General features: G+C 42.8%; 15 protein-coding genes and 1 pseudogene. 10 read left to right on the top strand and 6 right to left on the bottom strand.

Annotated elements, in window-relative coordinates:
* The first annotated feature begins 96 nt into the window (after positions 1–96).
* The gene (locus tag HUN01_RS15545; protein ID WP_181932024.1) at positions 97–1,212 is read left to right on the top strand and encodes an ABC transporter permease; all 1,116 of its coding nucleotides are present in this window, start codon (positions 97–99) and stop codon (positions 1,210–1,212) included.
* On the opposite strand, the gene HUN01_RS15540 is transcribed toward HUN01_RS15545, so the two are convergent.
* From HUN01_RS15540 to HUN01_RS15530, 3 genes are all read right to left on the bottom strand, one after another.
* On the bottom strand, positions 1,201–1,515 hold the full coding sequence (locus HUN01_RS15540; protein WP_181932023.1) for a hypothetical protein: 315 nt from the start codon (positions 1,513–1,515) through the stop codon (positions 1,201–1,203). The genes HUN01_RS15545 and HUN01_RS15540 overlap by 12 nt on opposite strands.
* Before the next feature lie 24 nt (positions 1,516–1,539).
* Positions 1,540–4,254 (bottom strand): AAA family ATPase, encoded by a 2,715-nt coding sequence (locus HUN01_RS15535; RefSeq protein WP_181932022.1) that lies wholly within the window; start codon positions 4,252–4,254, stop codon positions 1,540–1,542.
* A gap of 292 nt (positions 4,255–4,546) precedes the next feature.
* Positions 4,547–5,389 carry an ATP-binding protein gene (locus HUN01_RS15530; RefSeq protein ID WP_238846277.1) on the bottom strand — a complete coding sequence of 281 codons (843 nt, stop codon included), beginning with the start codon at positions 5,387–5,389 and terminating at the stop codon, positions 4,547–4,549.
* Positions 5,390–5,565: 176 nt separating this feature from the next.
* Between HUN01_RS15530 and HUN01_RS15525 the strand changes: the two are divergent.
* Positions 5,566–6,591, top strand: a pseudogene (locus tag HUN01_RS15525) (IS4 family transposase).
* Positions 6,592–6,648: 57 nt separating this feature from the next.
* On the opposite strand, the gene HUN01_RS15520 reads toward HUN01_RS15525, so the two are convergent.
* Positions 6,649–6,843 (bottom strand): hypothetical protein, encoded by a 195-nt coding sequence (locus tag HUN01_RS15520; RefSeq protein ID WP_181932021.1) that lies wholly within the window; start codon positions 6,841–6,843, stop codon positions 6,649–6,651.
* A 198-nt stretch (positions 6,844–7,041) separates the two neighbouring features.
* Here HUN01_RS15520 and HUN01_RS15515 point away from each other — a divergent pair, with 198 nt between their 5' ends.
* Entirely contained in the window at positions 7,042–7,383 is a 342-nt protein-coding gene (locus tag HUN01_RS15515) for a hypothetical protein (protein ID WP_181932020.1), read from the top strand.
* A 304-nt stretch (positions 7,384–7,687) separates the two neighbouring features.
* On the opposite strand, the gene HUN01_RS15510 is transcribed toward HUN01_RS15515, so the two are convergent.
* Both HUN01_RS15510 and HUN01_RS15505 read right to left on the bottom strand, forming a co-directional pair.
* The gene (locus tag HUN01_RS15510; RefSeq protein WP_181932019.1) at positions 7,688–8,713 is read right to left on the bottom strand and encodes an ABC transporter permease; all 1,026 of its coding nucleotides are present in this window, start codon (positions 8,711–8,713) and stop codon (positions 7,688–7,690) included.
* Between the two features lie 308 nt (positions 8,714–9,021).
* Positions 9,022–10,674 carry an ABC transporter substrate-binding protein gene (locus HUN01_RS15505; RefSeq protein WP_181932018.1) on the bottom strand — a complete coding sequence of 551 codons (1,653 nt, stop codon included), beginning with the start codon at positions 10,672–10,674 and terminating at the stop codon, positions 9,022–9,024.
* 633 nt (positions 10,675–11,307) lie between these two features.
* Here HUN01_RS15505 and HUN01_RS15500 point away from each other — a divergent pair.
* The 7 genes from HUN01_RS15500 to HUN01_RS15470 all read left to right on the top strand — a co-directional run bounded on the left by HUN01_RS15500 (position 11,308) and on the right by HUN01_RS15470 (position 16,329).
* Complete coding sequence (locus HUN01_RS15500) at positions 11,308–11,451, top strand: hypothetical protein (protein ID WP_181932017.1); 144 nt, start codon at positions 11,308–11,310, stop codon at positions 11,449–11,451.
* Between the two features lie 24 nt (positions 11,452–11,475).
* Entirely contained in the window at positions 11,476–11,802 is a 327-nt protein-coding gene (locus HUN01_RS15495; RefSeq protein ID WP_181932016.1) for a hypothetical protein, read from the top strand.
* A gap of 16 nt (positions 11,803–11,818) precedes the next feature.
* Positions 11,819–12,127: a hypothetical protein gene (locus HUN01_RS15490; protein WP_181932015.1), complete on the top strand. Its 309-nt coding sequence runs from the start codon at positions 11,819–11,821 to the stop codon at positions 12,125–12,127.
* Positions 12,128–12,272: 145 nt separating this feature from the next.
* Positions 12,273–13,802 carry a photosystem II chlorophyll-binding protein CP47 gene (psbB, locus tag HUN01_RS15485; protein ID WP_181932014.1) on the top strand — a complete coding sequence of 510 codons (1,530 nt, stop codon included), beginning with the start codon at positions 12,273–12,275 and terminating at the stop codon, positions 13,800–13,802.
* Positions 13,803–13,915: 113 nt separating this feature from the next.
* Positions 13,916–14,023 (top strand): photosystem II reaction center protein T, encoded by a 108-nt coding sequence (locus HUN01_RS15480; protein WP_084227385.1) that lies wholly within the window; start codon positions 13,916–13,918, stop codon positions 14,021–14,023.
* 294 nt (positions 14,024–14,317) lie between these two features.
* Positions 14,318–15,445 carry a 30S ribosomal protein S1 gene (locus tag HUN01_RS15475; protein ID WP_181932013.1) on the top strand — a complete coding sequence of 376 codons (1,128 nt, stop codon included), beginning with the start codon at positions 14,318–14,320 and terminating at the stop codon, positions 15,443–15,445.
* Between the two features lie 149 nt (positions 15,446–15,594).
* Complete coding sequence (locus HUN01_RS15470) at positions 15,595–16,329, top strand: HAD family hydrolase (protein ID WP_181932012.1); 735 nt, start codon at positions 15,595–15,597, stop codon at positions 16,327–16,329.
* Positions 16,330–16,633: the final 304 nt, after the last annotated feature.

Genomic DNA, 16,633 nt, shown 5'->3' with positions numbered 1-16,633 from the left:
GGTAGAGTTGGGAGTTTAAGAATTATTAATGATGAATTATGAATTAAGATAAAAGCTTAATAACTCATAACTCATAACTTATAACTCCTAACTACTATGGATTGGTGGCGACGACTTAAGAAAAATCCTTTGGCACGATTTGGGGCAATTTTGCTGTTAATTTTTTACATAGCAGTAATTGCAGCTGATTTCGTAGCTCCTTATGACCCCTATGCCTCACAGCCTAATGGTTCACTGCTGCCACCAACTAAGATCCACTGGGTTTCTCAGTCAGGGCAGTTTATCGGCCCCCATGTTTATCCGACTACTCAGGGAGATACGAATTTAGAAACAGGCGATCGCAAACTCATTGTAGACTTCAAAAATCCATCACCTCTGCGTCTATTTGTCTCCGGGCCAGAATACCGATTGTTACAGATGAGTTTGCCATTACCCCCGAAGTGGGATGAAGTCACGATCTTTCCTGGTATCCCCTTAAATTGGCATTTATTTGGGACAAAAAGTGGCACAAAAGTCAACATATTGGGCACTGATGACCAAGGGCGCGACCAATTCAGTCGCCTCCTGCATGGCGGTCGCATCAGTATGTTTATCGGGATTTTTGGCATTATCATTACCTATCCCCTTGGTTTGCTTATCGGGGGAATTTCTGGCTATTTCGGCGGTGTAACTGATAGCCTGATTATGCGCTTGGCAGAAGTGCTAATGACTTTCCCTAGTATTTATCTTTTGGTGACATTGGGTGCAGTCTTACCAGCGGGTTTAAGCAGTACCCAGCGCTTTTTGCTAATTGTGGTGATTACTTCGGTTATTAGCTGGGCTGGTTTAGCACGAGTCATTCGCGGACAGGTATTATCACTTAAAGAGCGAGAATTTGTCCAAGCAGCGCGGGCAATGGGTGCGAACCCACTTTATATCATCCTCCGCCACGTTTTGCCGCAAACAGCTAGTTATGTAGTTATCTCTGCGACTCTTGCAATTCCCAGCTTTATTGGTGCAGAGGCGATATTGAGTCTCATCGGCTTGGGCATTCAACAACCAGACCCTTCTTGGGGAAATATGCTTTCTCTGGCTAGCAATGCTTCAATTTTGGTATTGCAACCTTGGTTAATCTGGCCGCCGGCTGTGCTGATTATTCTCACAGTGCTGGCATTCAACTTACTCGGTGATGGGCTGAGAGATGCACTCGACCCGCGCAGTTTAAGAAGATAAGCCATCAATAATAACAAATGCGTACTCCGAAATAACAAATGCGATCGCAGAAGTAGCAAATGCGAACCCCAAAATAGCAAATGCGATCGCCGAAATAGCAAATGCGATCGCTGAAATAACAAATGCGAACCCCGAAATAGCAAATGCGAACTCCGAAATAGCAAATGCGTACTCCGAAATAACAAATGCGTACTCCGAAATAGCAAATGCGTACTCCGAAATAACAAATGCGATCGCTGAAATAACAAGTGCGAACCCCAAAATAACAAATGCGATCGCTGAAATAACAAGTGCGAACCCCAAAATAACAAATGCGATCGCTTTACTCTACTCCTGCAAAACCCAACGGCGAAAAAGTTCTACCATAATCCGCCACCTTCCCTGAGTTTCCTCAACGACATCATGACGCTTCAGAGTATTCAGCGCTTCCTGTAAATCAGCGTCATTCATACCTGTAGACTGAGCTAAGGCATCCAGACTTAACCCTTCTGGGTGAGGTGCAAGCACTTGTACAATTGCTTGTTGACCTTCAGCACCCCGCGCCGCCTGACCCCAAACCCCATCAAAATAGTAGCGTCCCCGCTTGAAAAACTCAGGGTCATTGATAACTGCTTCCACATCTTCCACTGTGAAAACTGGGTCACGCGATCGCCCTTGCTCAAAAACAAGGTCATTGTAGCCGCGCACTAGCTGAAAACCCAGCAGTTGCACTAAATATGGTTGGCCATTTGTTAAGGCATAAATTTCATCTAAAGCTTCCGGGATGTAGTCGAGGAGGAAGTCTTCATTACCTGGGTTAGCGAGAATTTTGCGCGTAGCTGCACGTTTTTGAAAGCCTACATGAATAGGAATGACGCTGGCAAAGAAGGGTTGAAAATAATCTGCTGTCATCTCTTCTAAAGTGTGCAAACCAGCAAAGGCAAAGGCGATTTTAGAACTCATTTGCACCAAACCGCGCAGAAAACCCATAAAGTCGATAGGGATTTTTTTCGCTTCAATTAAATCTTCAATTTTCTCAAATTCGTCTAAGGCAATGATTAACCCACCATCTAGCTGTGCTTCAACCTGTTTTAAATAACGTTCAAAAGTCCGGTAGGGAAGATTTAGTAAATCAGCGTCATCTGGTGGTGGAAGTTTTACAGTTTGAGAAATTTCATCACAAATTGCCATTAGTACTTCACCCACACCTTGGGGGCTATCTCCCAAACGTAGCAAGTTTACATAAGCTAGCTGGATTTGTGAACCTAGACAATTAGCAGCGTTAAGCAGAATAGAAGTTTTGCCCATCCGCCTGTGACCGTAGAGAACTACAGACTGGAGTTGATTACCCATCACCCAGAGTTCTTCTAACTGTCTGATAATATCTTCTCGCCCAATAAAAAGATGACCTTGAACCGGATCGCCTACAACATAAGGATTAACCACAGGCTTGGTGATAGAAATTTCTCCCACTTCACCAGTGATTTGTAAAAGGCTTTCTTTCCAAGTTTGAGCAATATCTATGATTAACCCTTGCTCTGCTTGTGGCAAGGTGTCAGCTTGATTTAGGATTTTTGTCAGTTCGCCTAATGCTCGATTGAGAGCTAAAGACCTGGCTGAACGTGAGATACTGCGATTAACAAACTGGACATCTTCAACAACTCGACGCAGATTAACAAGGACTTTCCAGGTATCTGGACGTAAAAGCGGTTCCTGGGGAAAAGGAGGAACTTGGATAGCAGCAATAGAGGCTGGTTTTTGAGCTTTATCAAACGCCGCTAAAGTTTGGGCAAGGGTGTACATTTCCTCACCATAAAGTAGAGAACGCACTTCTGTAAAAGCCTTTACTGCTTTGGCTGGCTCATGTTCATGTAGATGCCAGAAACCAGCCGCAGCAGCACTGGCAGGAGTATCTAAACGAATGTCTGTGTCAAAACGAGCCTGTAAACTTTCTTGCCAAGAACGAGGGAAGAAAGAGTAGACAGAGAACAAATCTTTGATAAAATTTGACTTTAGGGTTTCATCTAGAGAAACTGAAGCAAAACGTAATATATTCCAATCAAAAGGATTTGCCGCCAGTCGAGAGACATTCCAAATAAGTTGCTCTGAGGAGATTTTGGCAAGTACTCTATTGACTGCTTGAAGAACGGGAACGAATTGTAAGGTATAAGCCAGAAGTTCATTAGTATTATGTAAACCTGTTTCCCAATCATTTTGCAACCAATTTTGCAAACGCCAAACAAGATTAGGAAGGGGAAGCGGAGTAATGCGGGGGAGTAGCCAACTACTGTTTTGGATGATTCGCAAGTTTAAAGGTGATCCAATAAGCCAGGTTTCTGGACGCAGTACCGCTACGCCGAACGCCACGCCTCCCGCCACGCCGAACGCCACGCCTCCCGCCACGCCGAACGCCACGCCTCCCGCCACGCCGAACGCCACGCGTACCGCCACGCCTCCCGCCACGCCTCCCGCCATGCCTACCGCCACGCCTACCGCCACGCCGAACGCCACGCCAAACGCCACGCCTCCCGCCACGCCGAACGCCACGCCTACCGCCACGCCTCCTGCCACGCCTACCGCCACGCCTCCCGCCACGCCTACCGCCACGCCTACCGCCACGCCTACCGCCACGCCTACCGCCACGCCTACCGCCACGCCTCCTGCCACGCCTACCGCCACGCCTACCGCCACGCCTCCCGCCACGCCTCCCGCCACGCCTCCCGCCACGCCTACCGCCATGCCTACCGCCATGCCTAACCAGTCAACGCGAACATTTAGAGTCTGAAAAATTAAACCTATAGCTACAGGTGTAATTACTGTTAAAACTAATCCTTGAAAAAGTAACTGACGTTGAATAGCATTTTGACGCAATAACTCCCATCCCTTTCGCCAATTCATTTCCCCTTCAGGAATATACCCACCCCCGAATCTATCCACATACCACCGCAAAGCTTGGGGAAAGAAAAACACCCAATACAAAAGGCGCAGATAATCCAAGGGGTTCCACAGCGAGAGGGGACGCTTCAACTTGGGCGCTAAGTCTAAGCGGGGTACTGGGGTCATTATTCAACCTCCATCTTCGCCCGTGAAGAACCTAACTCCCCAGCCCCCTTCCCTATGAGGGAAGGGGGAGTAGGAGTAATCTTGCTCCCCTCTTCTTGTAGGCTAACGTGTACACACAAATCGGAGTTACTTTGAGATCCGGGTTTTACCCCCCTTAATCCCCCCTTGTAAAGGGGGGAAACAAGAAAATCTAGTTCCCTCCCCTTGGAAAGGGGAGGGTTAGGGTGGGGTAATTCGATAACTTGTGTGTACACCGTAGCCCCTTGTAGGGGAGAGGTCAAAGCGGTGTCATTCATTGCAAACCCTCCACATACCGCGAATAAGTTCGATAACACAGTTGCATCAGTTTTCGAGGATGTCCGCCACTTTCTTGGATGAGTTGGATGATTTCTTCTTCAGTAAAACTCACTGAAGTTCTAGCCAAACGGTTGGTAATAAAAGCACGCATAGTAGCTTCATTCCAAGGATGAATGTGTTCCTCTTGGCAAATACCTGCCAACGGAGAAGTATTACCTTGCTCCTGACTATCCTTAAAAAGGTTGTTTAGGGGTTTGGTGGCAGCTAAAATCAGCTTCAACGGAGCATTACTTCCTTCAGCTAAACCGCGCAAATAATCCCTTATGTTGCGAGTAAAACCTTCACCTGTAAGTTTTCCTACATTGTCTATAGCCAGTAGTATTTTACAACTTCGCAAATTGCGGGTTAACTGATAGTCTTTACTGTCAGGTATACCAATCTCGTAGCACAACTCACTATAAAATTGACTTTCATTATGAAGTAAATTCAGGTCTAAGAAAACTGGCTGACGTTTAACATTTAGACGAGTTTCTACTTCTTGGCAAATCATCCATAGCAGCGAGGATTTTCCGATTCCCTCTTCCCCAATTAAAACAATACTACTACCGCTATTCAACACCTCAAATACTCGCCGCATTTCGCGCTCTCGGTCAAAGAATAGATCCTTTTCTTCTACTCTGCCACTAAAAGGAATGAAGGGATTTTGATTTAGCTCAGATACATTATTAGGTAACTCTGGATAAGTAGTATAATTTGGTTCTGGCGCAGTGGTATAAGATAGTTTTTTAGTATGGTAATTGTAATTTCTCTCAAAAAAGTTTTCAAGTTCTTCCCTCAAATTTCTTTTATCAAGATCGTCTATATTTAATACTCTTTTAATCTTATCGTTTAAACTTTTACCTATTTCTTTTAAATACTGTTCTGTCAGAAGTGTTGAACGGTAAGAAAAATCCGATAAAAATAGCCCAAAATATGGTATTTTTGGGCGAAGGCTTAAACTATATTAGTTTGATTGTGATTATAAATTCATTTCCCAAAATTGTCAAAGATATCTTGAAAAGCCTGCCAAAAAATGATTATCCAGTATTGAATAGTCGTCTATTCTTTGAGTGCTGGCTATCCTATGCTCTGGATAATAGCTTAACAAGTATGCGAGATTTATTTAAGAGATTAAACAATACAGGATTTGAGGTAGATATTTCTACTTTTTCTAAAGCAAATTTACATCGAAGCCAAAAACAATTTCAAGGAATTTACCAAAAATTAAATGAATTAGTACAGAAGAAAATTCACAAAAAATTACACGATAAATATGCTATTTGTCCTATTGATTCAACAATTATTACCCTGACAAGTAAATTGTTATGGGTTTTGGGTCATCATCAAGTCAAACTTTTTAGTTCTTTGAATTTAGCTACAGGTAGCCCAGAAGATAACTTGATCAATTTTGGACATGATCATGATTATAAATTTGGTTCCAAGATGATGTCTAGTCTCCCAACTAATGCTGTAGGGGGTAATGGATAGAGGCTTTGCGGGATTAAAATTCATTCAAGAATTGGTACAAGAAAACAAATATTTTGTTTTGCGGATTAAAAAACAATTTCGTTACTAGAATTTGAGGATGCAACTGGATTAGTCAAAGTAGGTGCATCTGATGAGGCTATTGCCTATAGAGTCATTAATTTTTGTGATTTAGAAACGAAAACTGAGTTCCGCTTAGTGACTAATTTACCAAAGTCGGGAGATGCAGCTGTTAATGATGATGAAATTAGGGATATTTATCGATTACGTTGGGGAGTTGAACTCTTGTGGAAGTTTTTAAAGATGCACTTAAAACTTGACAAATTAATTACCAAAAACGTCAACGGTATCACCATACAAATTTACGTTAGTTTAATAGCTTATCTGATTTTACAGCTTTTATCTATTCCCGCACAATGGGGACATACACTATTAGATAAATTCCGCTATTTGCAATCTTGTATGTGTCAGAAAATCAGCTATGTTCATTGGTTTGAGGAGATGATGTTATGTTGACTAATTTAGCCTTTTTAGAGTTAGTGTAACTATTTATGTAAAGTTTTGTATCAGCATTCAACATTTCTGCTGTTCTGTATATGGTTTGGCAGTAGGATTAGACTTTTTTATTTTAGAAGGCATTTGACTATAATTCATCCCTTGCCAACTTAGTAGAAAAACTTTTTCTTCTAACTTGCCCAGTAATACTACTTTTCCTTTCCTCTCCTCAAATATTTGCTTAATAGATTCTAATGCTTCTTCAGCTTCCATTTAACCTGGTTAAGTTGGTAGAGTAAAGTTAAAACCTGGATATAAGCTTAGTATTTTACAGCAAAACCTACGTAATCCTACGTCTATGTAGACATTCTTTGTATTTATGACCTAATCCTACATTTACCTACATCCTACGTATAACTATGGACTACAGGCGAGTATAGAGACATCCCAACAAGAGAGGAGTGCAAAACGATGTCTACTTACTATGCTGAAAATGAAAATTTACCCGTGCAGCAACAGCCAAGAGATAAATCTCTAGATATTCCCAGCCAGACAAACAATACAGAACAACTTCTCGATATTGCTGAAAACATTACTGCTGCTTTAAACAAATCAGAGACAGTAGAATTAGTTCAAGCTGGAGGTCAAACAGCAGAAAATATTTTTAAAGTCTTAGTTCAATATGGTGGTAAACCAGTTGCAATTATCCTGGCTACTGCTGTTCTTATTGCAGCTACAGCTATACCAATCTTAGCTGTAAAGGTATCTCTGGGTCATATAACTCCAATCCATAATAGTTCCCAGACAAAATGATAGTTTTGTGAGCTATCAAATACTAAAAAGGGGTGGGCTTTTCGTCCACTGGTGTCAACTTAAGCCAAAAATAGCGTACTGATTGGGTGTTGTTCACCCGCCAGGGATTGTAAATCCCTGACTAATTGCTCAAGTCTACTGAAGTAGACTGAAAATTTTTGCACTATGAAGTCCTCTGAAGAGGACTTTAGCTATGAGACAGGGATTTACAATCCCTGGCGGACGTGCGGTTTCGCGTTAAGTTGACACCAGTGACTTTTCGTCCCACCCCACAAGAAAATTATAAACAGTGAATAACTCTTGGCTAATATCGAATTCGCGGATCTACATAAGCATTTAAAATATCAATTAAAATGCTGGCACTGACAACGATCGCACCAAAAAAGACTAGCACTCCCTGGACTGTGGGATAATCACGATCGGCGATCGCTTGATACAGTCGATTTGCTAACCCAGGCCAAGAAAATGTTACCTCTGTCAAAATCGCCCCACCCAACAGAGACGCAAAGGTTAATCCCAAGACTGTAATCACTGGAATTAGCGCATTTTTTAAAGCATGGGAGGCTAAAATCTTATTTTCACCAATCCCTCTGGCTCTAGCGGCTTCTACATAATCGGCTTGCAAGGTTTGCTTCAAATTCACTCGCACAATTCGCTCAAAAATTCCACTGAGCAAAATTCCTAGTGTGAGACTCGGTAGAGCCAGATGGTGCAAAGATGTGAAAAACTGAATGAAGTTTCCACCGAGTAAGCTATCAATTGTATACAACCCAGTGACAGGAGTCGGCGCCGGCAGATTGGGCGGAAAGCGGTTGGAATTTGGAAACCAACCCAGTTGGACTGAGAAAATCAACTGCAAAAGCATTCCCGCCCAAAACATGGGAAGTGCGTAGGTGATGATCCCAAATAAGCGCCCACCGACATCAAAATATGTCCCAGGACGAGAGGCGGAAAGTGTCCCAACCGCAATTCCAACGATGAGTGCAACCGCCATACTACATACTGCTAACTCCACCGTCGCCGGGAAATATTGCCCAATTATGTCCCAAACATTTTGTCCGCGACTCATTAAAGAGGTTCCCAAGTCAAAGCGCAGTATGCTTCCCAAATAATTTAGGTACTGTAGCCACAGGGGAAGGTTTAAACCAAGTTGTTTTCGCAATTCCTCTTTAGCAGCTTCTGGCGCACGTCCACCAAGAATTGCATCTGCTGGATCTCCTGGTGTTGCTCTTAGTAAGAGAAATACAATGGTGATGATTGTTAATAGCTGAAGTGGCGCAAGAAGCAAGCGAGAAACAATGTAATACTGTAAAGCTTTAGAACGAGACATAAGCAATTAAAAGTTTAAAATTATAAATGCAGTTTTTGGAAATATCTTAGAGGATGTTTGAAAAGTCATATTGGCGGTATCAAAAGTTTTAGATCCCCCTAAATCCCCCTTAAAAAGGGGGACTTTGACTCCGGTTCCCCCCTTTTTAAGGGGGGTTAGGGGGGATCTAAAAGTACCTAAAGTCACAGCGAAACACTTTTCAAACAACCTCTTAGCTATTAACTACAAATATATTGAACATGAAAGATTTTATTTAAGAGTCAAAAGTCAAAAGTCAACAGCTATGACTAATGACTAATGACCAATGACTACTTCTTAATTGTGTGATAAACCAAAATTTGGGTAGGGTTAAGTTGTACGCTGTTCACACCATTTCGGGCAAATACATAGTCTTTGTTTTGCCATAAGGGAACGTAAGGTACATCAGTTGTTACTTGGGTTTGAATTTCGGTAAAAATTTTCTGACGCGCTTCAGGGTTTTGTTCTTTGCGTTGCTGATCAATCAGTTTATTTATAGCTTCGCTATAGTAGAACGAACCTTGAGTTTGACTGCCTCCATCTTCGCATCCTTTAGCAACTGAACCTTTGTCACAAGACAAAAACGGCTGGACGTAATTATCTGGATCTAAAAAGTCTGGATACCAATCAAGTAAAGCTGCTGGATATAATCCCTTGGAAATATCTTTAAAAAAGGCAGGCCCTTCTGCTTGGGTAACTTCAAATTGCAGTATTCCATCCATTTTGGTATCCACAAGAGATTTGAGTGTCTGTGCTGCCAAACTACGAGTAGGCGAACTAGAAGGATACCAAATTTGTACTTTTGCGGGATTTTCTTTGGAGAAACCAGCAGTAGTTAATAATTTTTTAGCTTGTTCAAAGTTAGCATCGCCATATTTATCTTTGAATAATGGCTGAGAAACATTGAACGTTGTAGGAATCATGCTATAAAGCGGATCTGCTTGACCAAGTAACGCCCGCTGATTTAAAAGTGGACGGTCAATTATTGATGCGATCGCTTGTCTTACCTCTAATTTATCTAAAGGCTGCTGATTCCGGTTTAATACCAGATAACTTACTACACTACCTTGAGCTGCGATCGCTTGCCAATCCCCTTTTTTTGCTCCTTCTTCTAAACTGCGATTTTGATCTGGCTGTAGCGACAGATAAGCTATATCGACTGCGCCTGTACGAAAAGCATTAAACAAATTAACCGGACTAGTTTGAATTTGGACGTTAACACCCTTGTTAGCTGGTTTTTCTCCCCAATACTTATCAAAGGCATCAAATCGGATGGAATCAGTACCATACTGCGCTAACTTGTAAGGGCCAGTCCCCACAAAGGTATTCGGCTTGAATTTACCTGCACCGAGTTCGTAAGCTTTTGGTGAAAGCGCACATACCCCAGGAAAAGCCAACAGTGAAGGAAACGCTGCAAAGGGCTTTTTCAGCTTGATGGTTAACTCATACTCGCCTGTGGTATTTACCGAATCTACTATATCACCTAATAAGAATGAGGGTTTTCCTTTATTTTGAATAAAGCGGTTGAGCGTAAACGCCATTGCTTGGGCGTTGAAGGGAGTCCCATCGTGAAAAACTACTCCCTGACGCAAGGGAATTGTATAAGTTAAGCCATCTTGAGTAACTTTGGGTAATGCTGTGGCGAGTTGTGGCTCAATTTCCGTGCTTCCTGGTTGGTAAGTGTAGAGGCGATCGCTCATATTAAACACTAAACCCAAGGATGCTAACTCATAGGTATCAGCCGGATCAAGGGTTCTTGGCTTTGCTGTTGTACCTATAGTAATACGACCATCACCTGTAGGGCTATTTACAGAACCCGGTGGTGGCGTAGAAGAATTAGGACCAGGAGCGCAACTAACAACCAAAAATAAACATAGACAGAACAAAGATAGGAATTGTGTAATCCGACCCCACCGTTTCACGGACAAGGAAAACCAGGTCATAGCAATAATATATTTGATATCAGCGGTCAGTAATCTTACTACATTTATGACTATTTTGTGGGATTTTTACAATTAATTACAGCAATATTTACAGCTAAGTATATACTTAGGAATAAAAATAACTTGCAACTAGGGATGAAAGAATTTGCTCTATGAAAATGAATCCGTAAGCATCTAGTACCGCAAGGCGGAATTAAAAATTAAAAATTAAAAATGAAGACAGCGTAAGGGTTTTGTTGATTGGGAATGAGTAGTTTATTTCCGCCGTGCTGTACTAGATTAAACTTTTGTAAGTTTATTACTGCTTTGCCATATCTACGACGGGCTACGCCTACGCACTATTTTGTTACAAAAAATCATCGAAATAGAATTCAGGAGTCAGGAGTCAGAATTCAGAATGAATTTTGTCCAAGTGGCGGATAGCGCAGCGTTAGCTCATCCTGGAGCGTCTTGATTCTGACTCCTGAATTCTGACTTCTGAATTCTTCTTCATTGACAAAAATACAGAGTTTGACATTTGTTAAATACTGAAAAATTTTTATTTAATTAAGATTTTAAACATCGGCTAAATTTGTCGTAAATTCTATAGTTACTAGGGAATAGCTTTGCTACACTTTGACCTGAGTCCAAGTAGTGTACGTTAAGACTTTGCCTGTTGCTGCTTGGGCACAGACACCTGTTGAGTGGTTTATCGCAAAGATCGGCTGTATTGGCAAAAATCTCATGTTTGTACATCAGCGAAATCAAGCGATCGCGATATCGTTAACAGCAGATTGAAAGTCTAATAGTGAGACTAAAACCGTGAAATATTTCTTTCTATCTGAAGGATGGGCAGTTGCTAGAGTCTGGGCATCTGATGGACTCTGGCAAATAACCGCATGGCGACGCCAACCAGATATTCAGCGAATGAATATTTGTTTAGTCGAACAAGACGAATTGCTATGGCTTTATCGAGTTGAAGAAGCCATTTTAACCGTGGAAGTGAAGCCAACAACACCAGTAATTGCTAGTAAGACCATAGGTCAAGTAGTACTCAAGCGTCTAATGAGCGCCGAACAGGTAATCGAACGCCTGGGTACAGCTGAGACGAAGTGTCAACTGCAAAATATCCAGTTGGTGGTTCAGTAGATATGGGGCATGGGGCATGGGAAAGAATTTTTTTCCCTGCTCCCTCTTGCTGGAGCTTTTTCTGGTCAATGCCCAATTCCCAATGCCCAATGCCCAATGCCCCCTTGATCGTAAAGAAAAGATAAGAAAATTTAATCCCCGACGGGTATTGGTAGCGAAAAAACTTGGAGATGCTACGCGATCGCATCAATTTACACGCTTGCAAACAATTCCATCAATAGTTACACTTTTTAAAACATTCTCATTTTTGCTTGGCGATGGCTACCCTAACATAGGTAAACCTCCCGAAGCGAGTAAGCATTGCCGAAGCACCCACGCTGTCTGACTTATTAAGACTAAGCTGTGGTAGTACTCTGGCTCTGGCAATAACAAAAAACAAGAGAGAGTTTTATGAGTGGCGTTTTTCGTCTCTCATAACCTCAGTAAGAAAATTGCTTTGTAAACTAACTCATCGAGGAGGAGCGTAGTCGATGGGACTACCCTGGTACCGAGTACATACAGTCGTTCTGAATGATCCAGGGCGACTGATTTCTGTACACTTAATGCACACAGCCTTAGTAGCAGGCTGGGCTGGTTCGATGGCACTCTACGAACTAGCTGTTTTTGATCCTAGCGATCCAGTTCTCAATCCGATGTGGCGTCAAGGGATGTTCGTTCTGCCCTTCATGTCACGTTTGGGCGTTACCCAATCTTGGGGTGGTTGGAACGTTACTGGTGGCCCATCCACTGATCCTGGCTTCTGGTCATTTGAAGGCGTTGCTGCGGCTCACATTGTCCTTTCCGGTCTTTTATTCCTAGCTGCCGTATGGCACTGGGTTTACTGGGATTTGGAACTCTTTAGAGATCCCCGCACTGGTGAACCGGCTCTCGACTTGCCAAAAATGTTTGGCATTCACCTGTTCTTATCTGGTCTACTTTGTTTTGGCTTTGGTGCTTTTCACGTCACCGGACTATTTGGGCCGGGGATATGGGTTTCTGACGCTTATGGTATAACTGGCGCCGCGCAAGCAGTAGCACCAGAATGGGGGCCAGATGGTTTTAACCCCTATAACCCTGGTGGCATTGCGGCTCACCACATTGCCGCTGGTGTTGTTGGTATTATTGCAGGCTTATTCCACCTCACAGTTAGACCCCCCGAACGGCTCTACAAAGCCCTACGGATGGGGAACATTGAAACAGTACTTTCTAGCAGTATTGCAGCAGTCTTCTTTGCTGCTTTCGTTGTTGCTGGTACTATGTGGTACGGTAACGCCGCCACACCCATCGAATTATTTGGCCCTACCCGCTATCAATGGGATCAAGGCTACTTCCGTCAAGAAATTCAGCGCCGCGTCCAAACAGGCGTTGCTCAAGGTGAAACCCTTGACCAAGCTTGGTCGCAGATTCCTGAAAAATTGGCTTTCTACGATTACGTCGGTAATAGCCCCGCTAAAGGCGGTCTATTCCGTACAGGGCCAATGGTGAAGGGTGATGGCATTGCCCAATCTTGGCAAGGTCACGCCGTTTTCAAAGATTCTGAAGGACGGGAATTGACCGTGCGTCGTCTCCCCAACTTCTTTGAAACCTTCCCAGTGATTTTGACTGATGCAGATGGAGTTGTCCGCGCTGACATTCCCTTCCGTCGGGCAGAATCTAAGTATAGCTTCGAGCAATCTGGTGTCACCGTTAGTTTCTTTGGTGGCGATCTGAATGGTAAGACCTTTACAGAACCAGCTGATGTGAAGAAGTATGCCCGTAAAGCTCAAGGTGGTGAAATCTTTGAATTTGACCGAGAAACCTTGAACTCTGATGGTGTATTCCGCACCAGTCCTAGAGGTTGGTTTACCTTTGGACACGCCGTATTTGCTCTGTTGTTCTTCTTTGGTCATCTCTGGCATGGCGCTCGGACAATCTACCGAGACGTATTTGCTGGTGTTGATGCGGATCTAGAAGAGCAAGTTGAGTGGGGTCTGTTCCAGAAAGTGGGTGACAAGTCAACCCGCCGGAAGGAAGCCCTCTAATTTTCAGTGCTGAGTTATGAGTGCTGAGTTCCGAGTTAAGGCTCTGATTCAGCACTCAGATGACTCAGCATTCAAAACTTTAATTACTGGCTCGATAGGCAGGAAATCATAATATGGAAAGCGTTGCGTACATCTTGATTTTTACTCTGTGTATAGGTACTCTGTTTTTTGCGATCGCATTTCGCGAACCCCCTCGCTTTGAGAAACCAAAAGATAAGTAGAGCCTATTTCCAGAGCTTTAAGCTGATTTAACGTTAATATCCGTTGCTACCATACTTGGTAGCAACGGATATTATTGTATTTGTGCTTTGTTAGTTTTAAATACTAAGTAAATCAGCAATCATTTTTATATTGTGATATAATTTCCAATCTTGGGAGTAGATATGTGTTAATGCTAGCTTTTCTGCGCTAGGATGAAAAAGGATGTTTTGTGTAGGCTGCCATAAAACTGCTTGCACAACATATTACGCTTGTCGCACAACCTTTACGGAGACTAGAACCAGGAACAAATCAGCATGGTCAATCAGAATTTAACCGCTACAGAAATTGGATTCACTCACGAAGATTTCGCTGCTCTACTTGACAAATACGATTATCATTTTAGCCCTGGTGATGTTGTCCCAGGAACAGTTTTCAGTATAGAGCCGCGCGGCGCTCTGATTGACATTGGTGCTAAAACCGCAGCATATATACCTATACAAGAAATGTCTATTAACCGGGTGGATAGCCCGGAAGAAGTATTACAGTCAAACGAAACGCGCGAATTTTTCATCCTTACCGATGAAAACGAAGATGGTCAATTAACCCTTTCCATTCGCCGTATTGAATATATGCGGGCTTGGGAGCGCGTGCGACAGCTACAAGCAGAAGATGCTACTGTCCGTTCTGGCGTGTTTGCAACCAATCGCGGTGGTGCATTGGTACGGATTGAGGGATTACGTGGCTTTATCCCAGGTTCTCACATTAGTACCCGCAAACCTAAAGAAGAATTAGTAGGCGAAGAACTGCCATTGAAATTCTTAGAGGTGGATGAAGAACGTAACCGCTTAGTTCTATCTCATCGTCGGGCACTGGTTGAGCGCAAGATGAACCGCCTAGAAGTCGGCGAAGTAGTGATTGGTACTGTTCGTGGTATCAAGCCCTATGGTGCTTTCATCGACATTGGTGGTGTCAGTGGTCTACTGCACATTTCTGAGATTTCTCACGAACATATTGATACACCCCATAGCGTGTTCAATGTCAATGATGAAGTGAAAGTTATGATCATTGACTTGGATGCAGAAAGGGGTCGGATTTCCCTATCTACCAAGCAGCTAGAACCCGAACCCGGTGACATGATTAAAAACCGGGATTTGGTCTACGATAAGGCGGAAGAAATGGCTGCTAAGTATCGTGAACAGCTGTTAGCCAAGCAACAAGGTGCTACTGCTGCGCCTGCTGCACCTGCCGAAGTTGTAGCAGAGGAAGATATTCCACCAGCGGCGGAACTTGAAGAAGAAATTCCACCAGCAGCGGAACTAGAAGAAGAAATTCCACCAGCAGCAGAAATTGAGGAAGTAATTCCAGTAGTTGCGGAAATTGAAGAAGAGATTCCAGCAGCAACGGAAACTGAAGAAGAAATTCCAGCAGCTATTGAAGAATAATACATTTATAGTTTTACTTCTTTTTAAGTAAGAGTATTAAATTATTGTATAAAGAGGGTTTTTCCCTCTTTTTTTATGTGGAAAATTGCTAGGAGTTATGAGTTAATAAAAACTCCTAACTCCTAACTAAATAACTGGGGTGGAATATTGTGGCAAGCATTAAATGTAGAAATATCACTTTTGATAATATCCAGGCAATTTTGTTTGACAAAAACGGTACTCTAGAAGATTCAGAAACGTATTTGCGATCGCTTGCACAAAAGGCAGCAAGATTAATAGACGCTCAAATCCCTGGAACCGGGGAACCCCTATTAATGGCATTTGGCATCAATGGTAGTTTTCTAGACCCCGCAGGTTTAATATCAGTAGCGAGTCGCCGCGAAACAGAAGTTGCGGCTGCGGCATATATTGCTGAAACTGGAAGAGGATGGTTTGAGTGCTTAAAAATAGCCCGTCAAGCTTTAGATGAAGCGGAGAAATACATTGGACAAACTCCTTCACCACTGTTTGTAGGTAGCTTAGAAATTTTGAAATACCTGCAAGAAGGTGGACTAAAACTTGGTATCCTTTCAGCCGCGACAACTGAAGAAGTACGTAATTTTGTTGTTAATCACCAGTTAAGTGATTATATCGAGTTGGAAATGGGAGTAGATGAGGGGCCGAGTAAACCAGATCCAATACTATTTTTGCAAGCTTGCCAAGCTTTGGGAGTCGAACCAGGCGCTACATTAATGGTGGGTGATTCAGTTGGTGATATGCAAATGGCACGTAATGCTAAAGCCGCAGGTTGTATTGGTATCACTTGGGTAGGTAAGTCAGATAATGTCCGAGGTGCGGATGTGGTAATTAATCAACTCGATGAAATCCAGATTTTAGAGGATTAAGTTATAGCAGTTTTCAATTGCGTGAAATACAGCAACTTGTAGGGGTACACAGCTAGTGCAGTAGCGCGTAAATAGCTACCATCTCAATTCTGGTAAACTGAGTAAGGCACTGGCTCCTCCTCTACACTATCTTCTAATTATTTGCTCTTACATACTTATAAATTCTGGATTTTTCTTCAAATTCACCTGACAGTGCTAATAAACACATACCTGAACATATTCATGAAATATTTCTCTACCTAACGGAGGAATTGAGAAAGATAGTATCAAGACAAAATAAACAGATATTCCGATCACCTGACGA

Source organism: Nostoc edaphicum CCNP1411 (assembly GCF_014023275.1).
Classification (GTDB): domain Bacteria; phylum Cyanobacteriota; class Cyanobacteriia; order Cyanobacteriales; family Nostocaceae; genus Nostoc; species Nostoc edaphicum_A.
The sequence above is the reverse complement of the archived record's forward strand: the minus strand, read 5'-3'. Positions and strand labels throughout refer to the sequence as shown.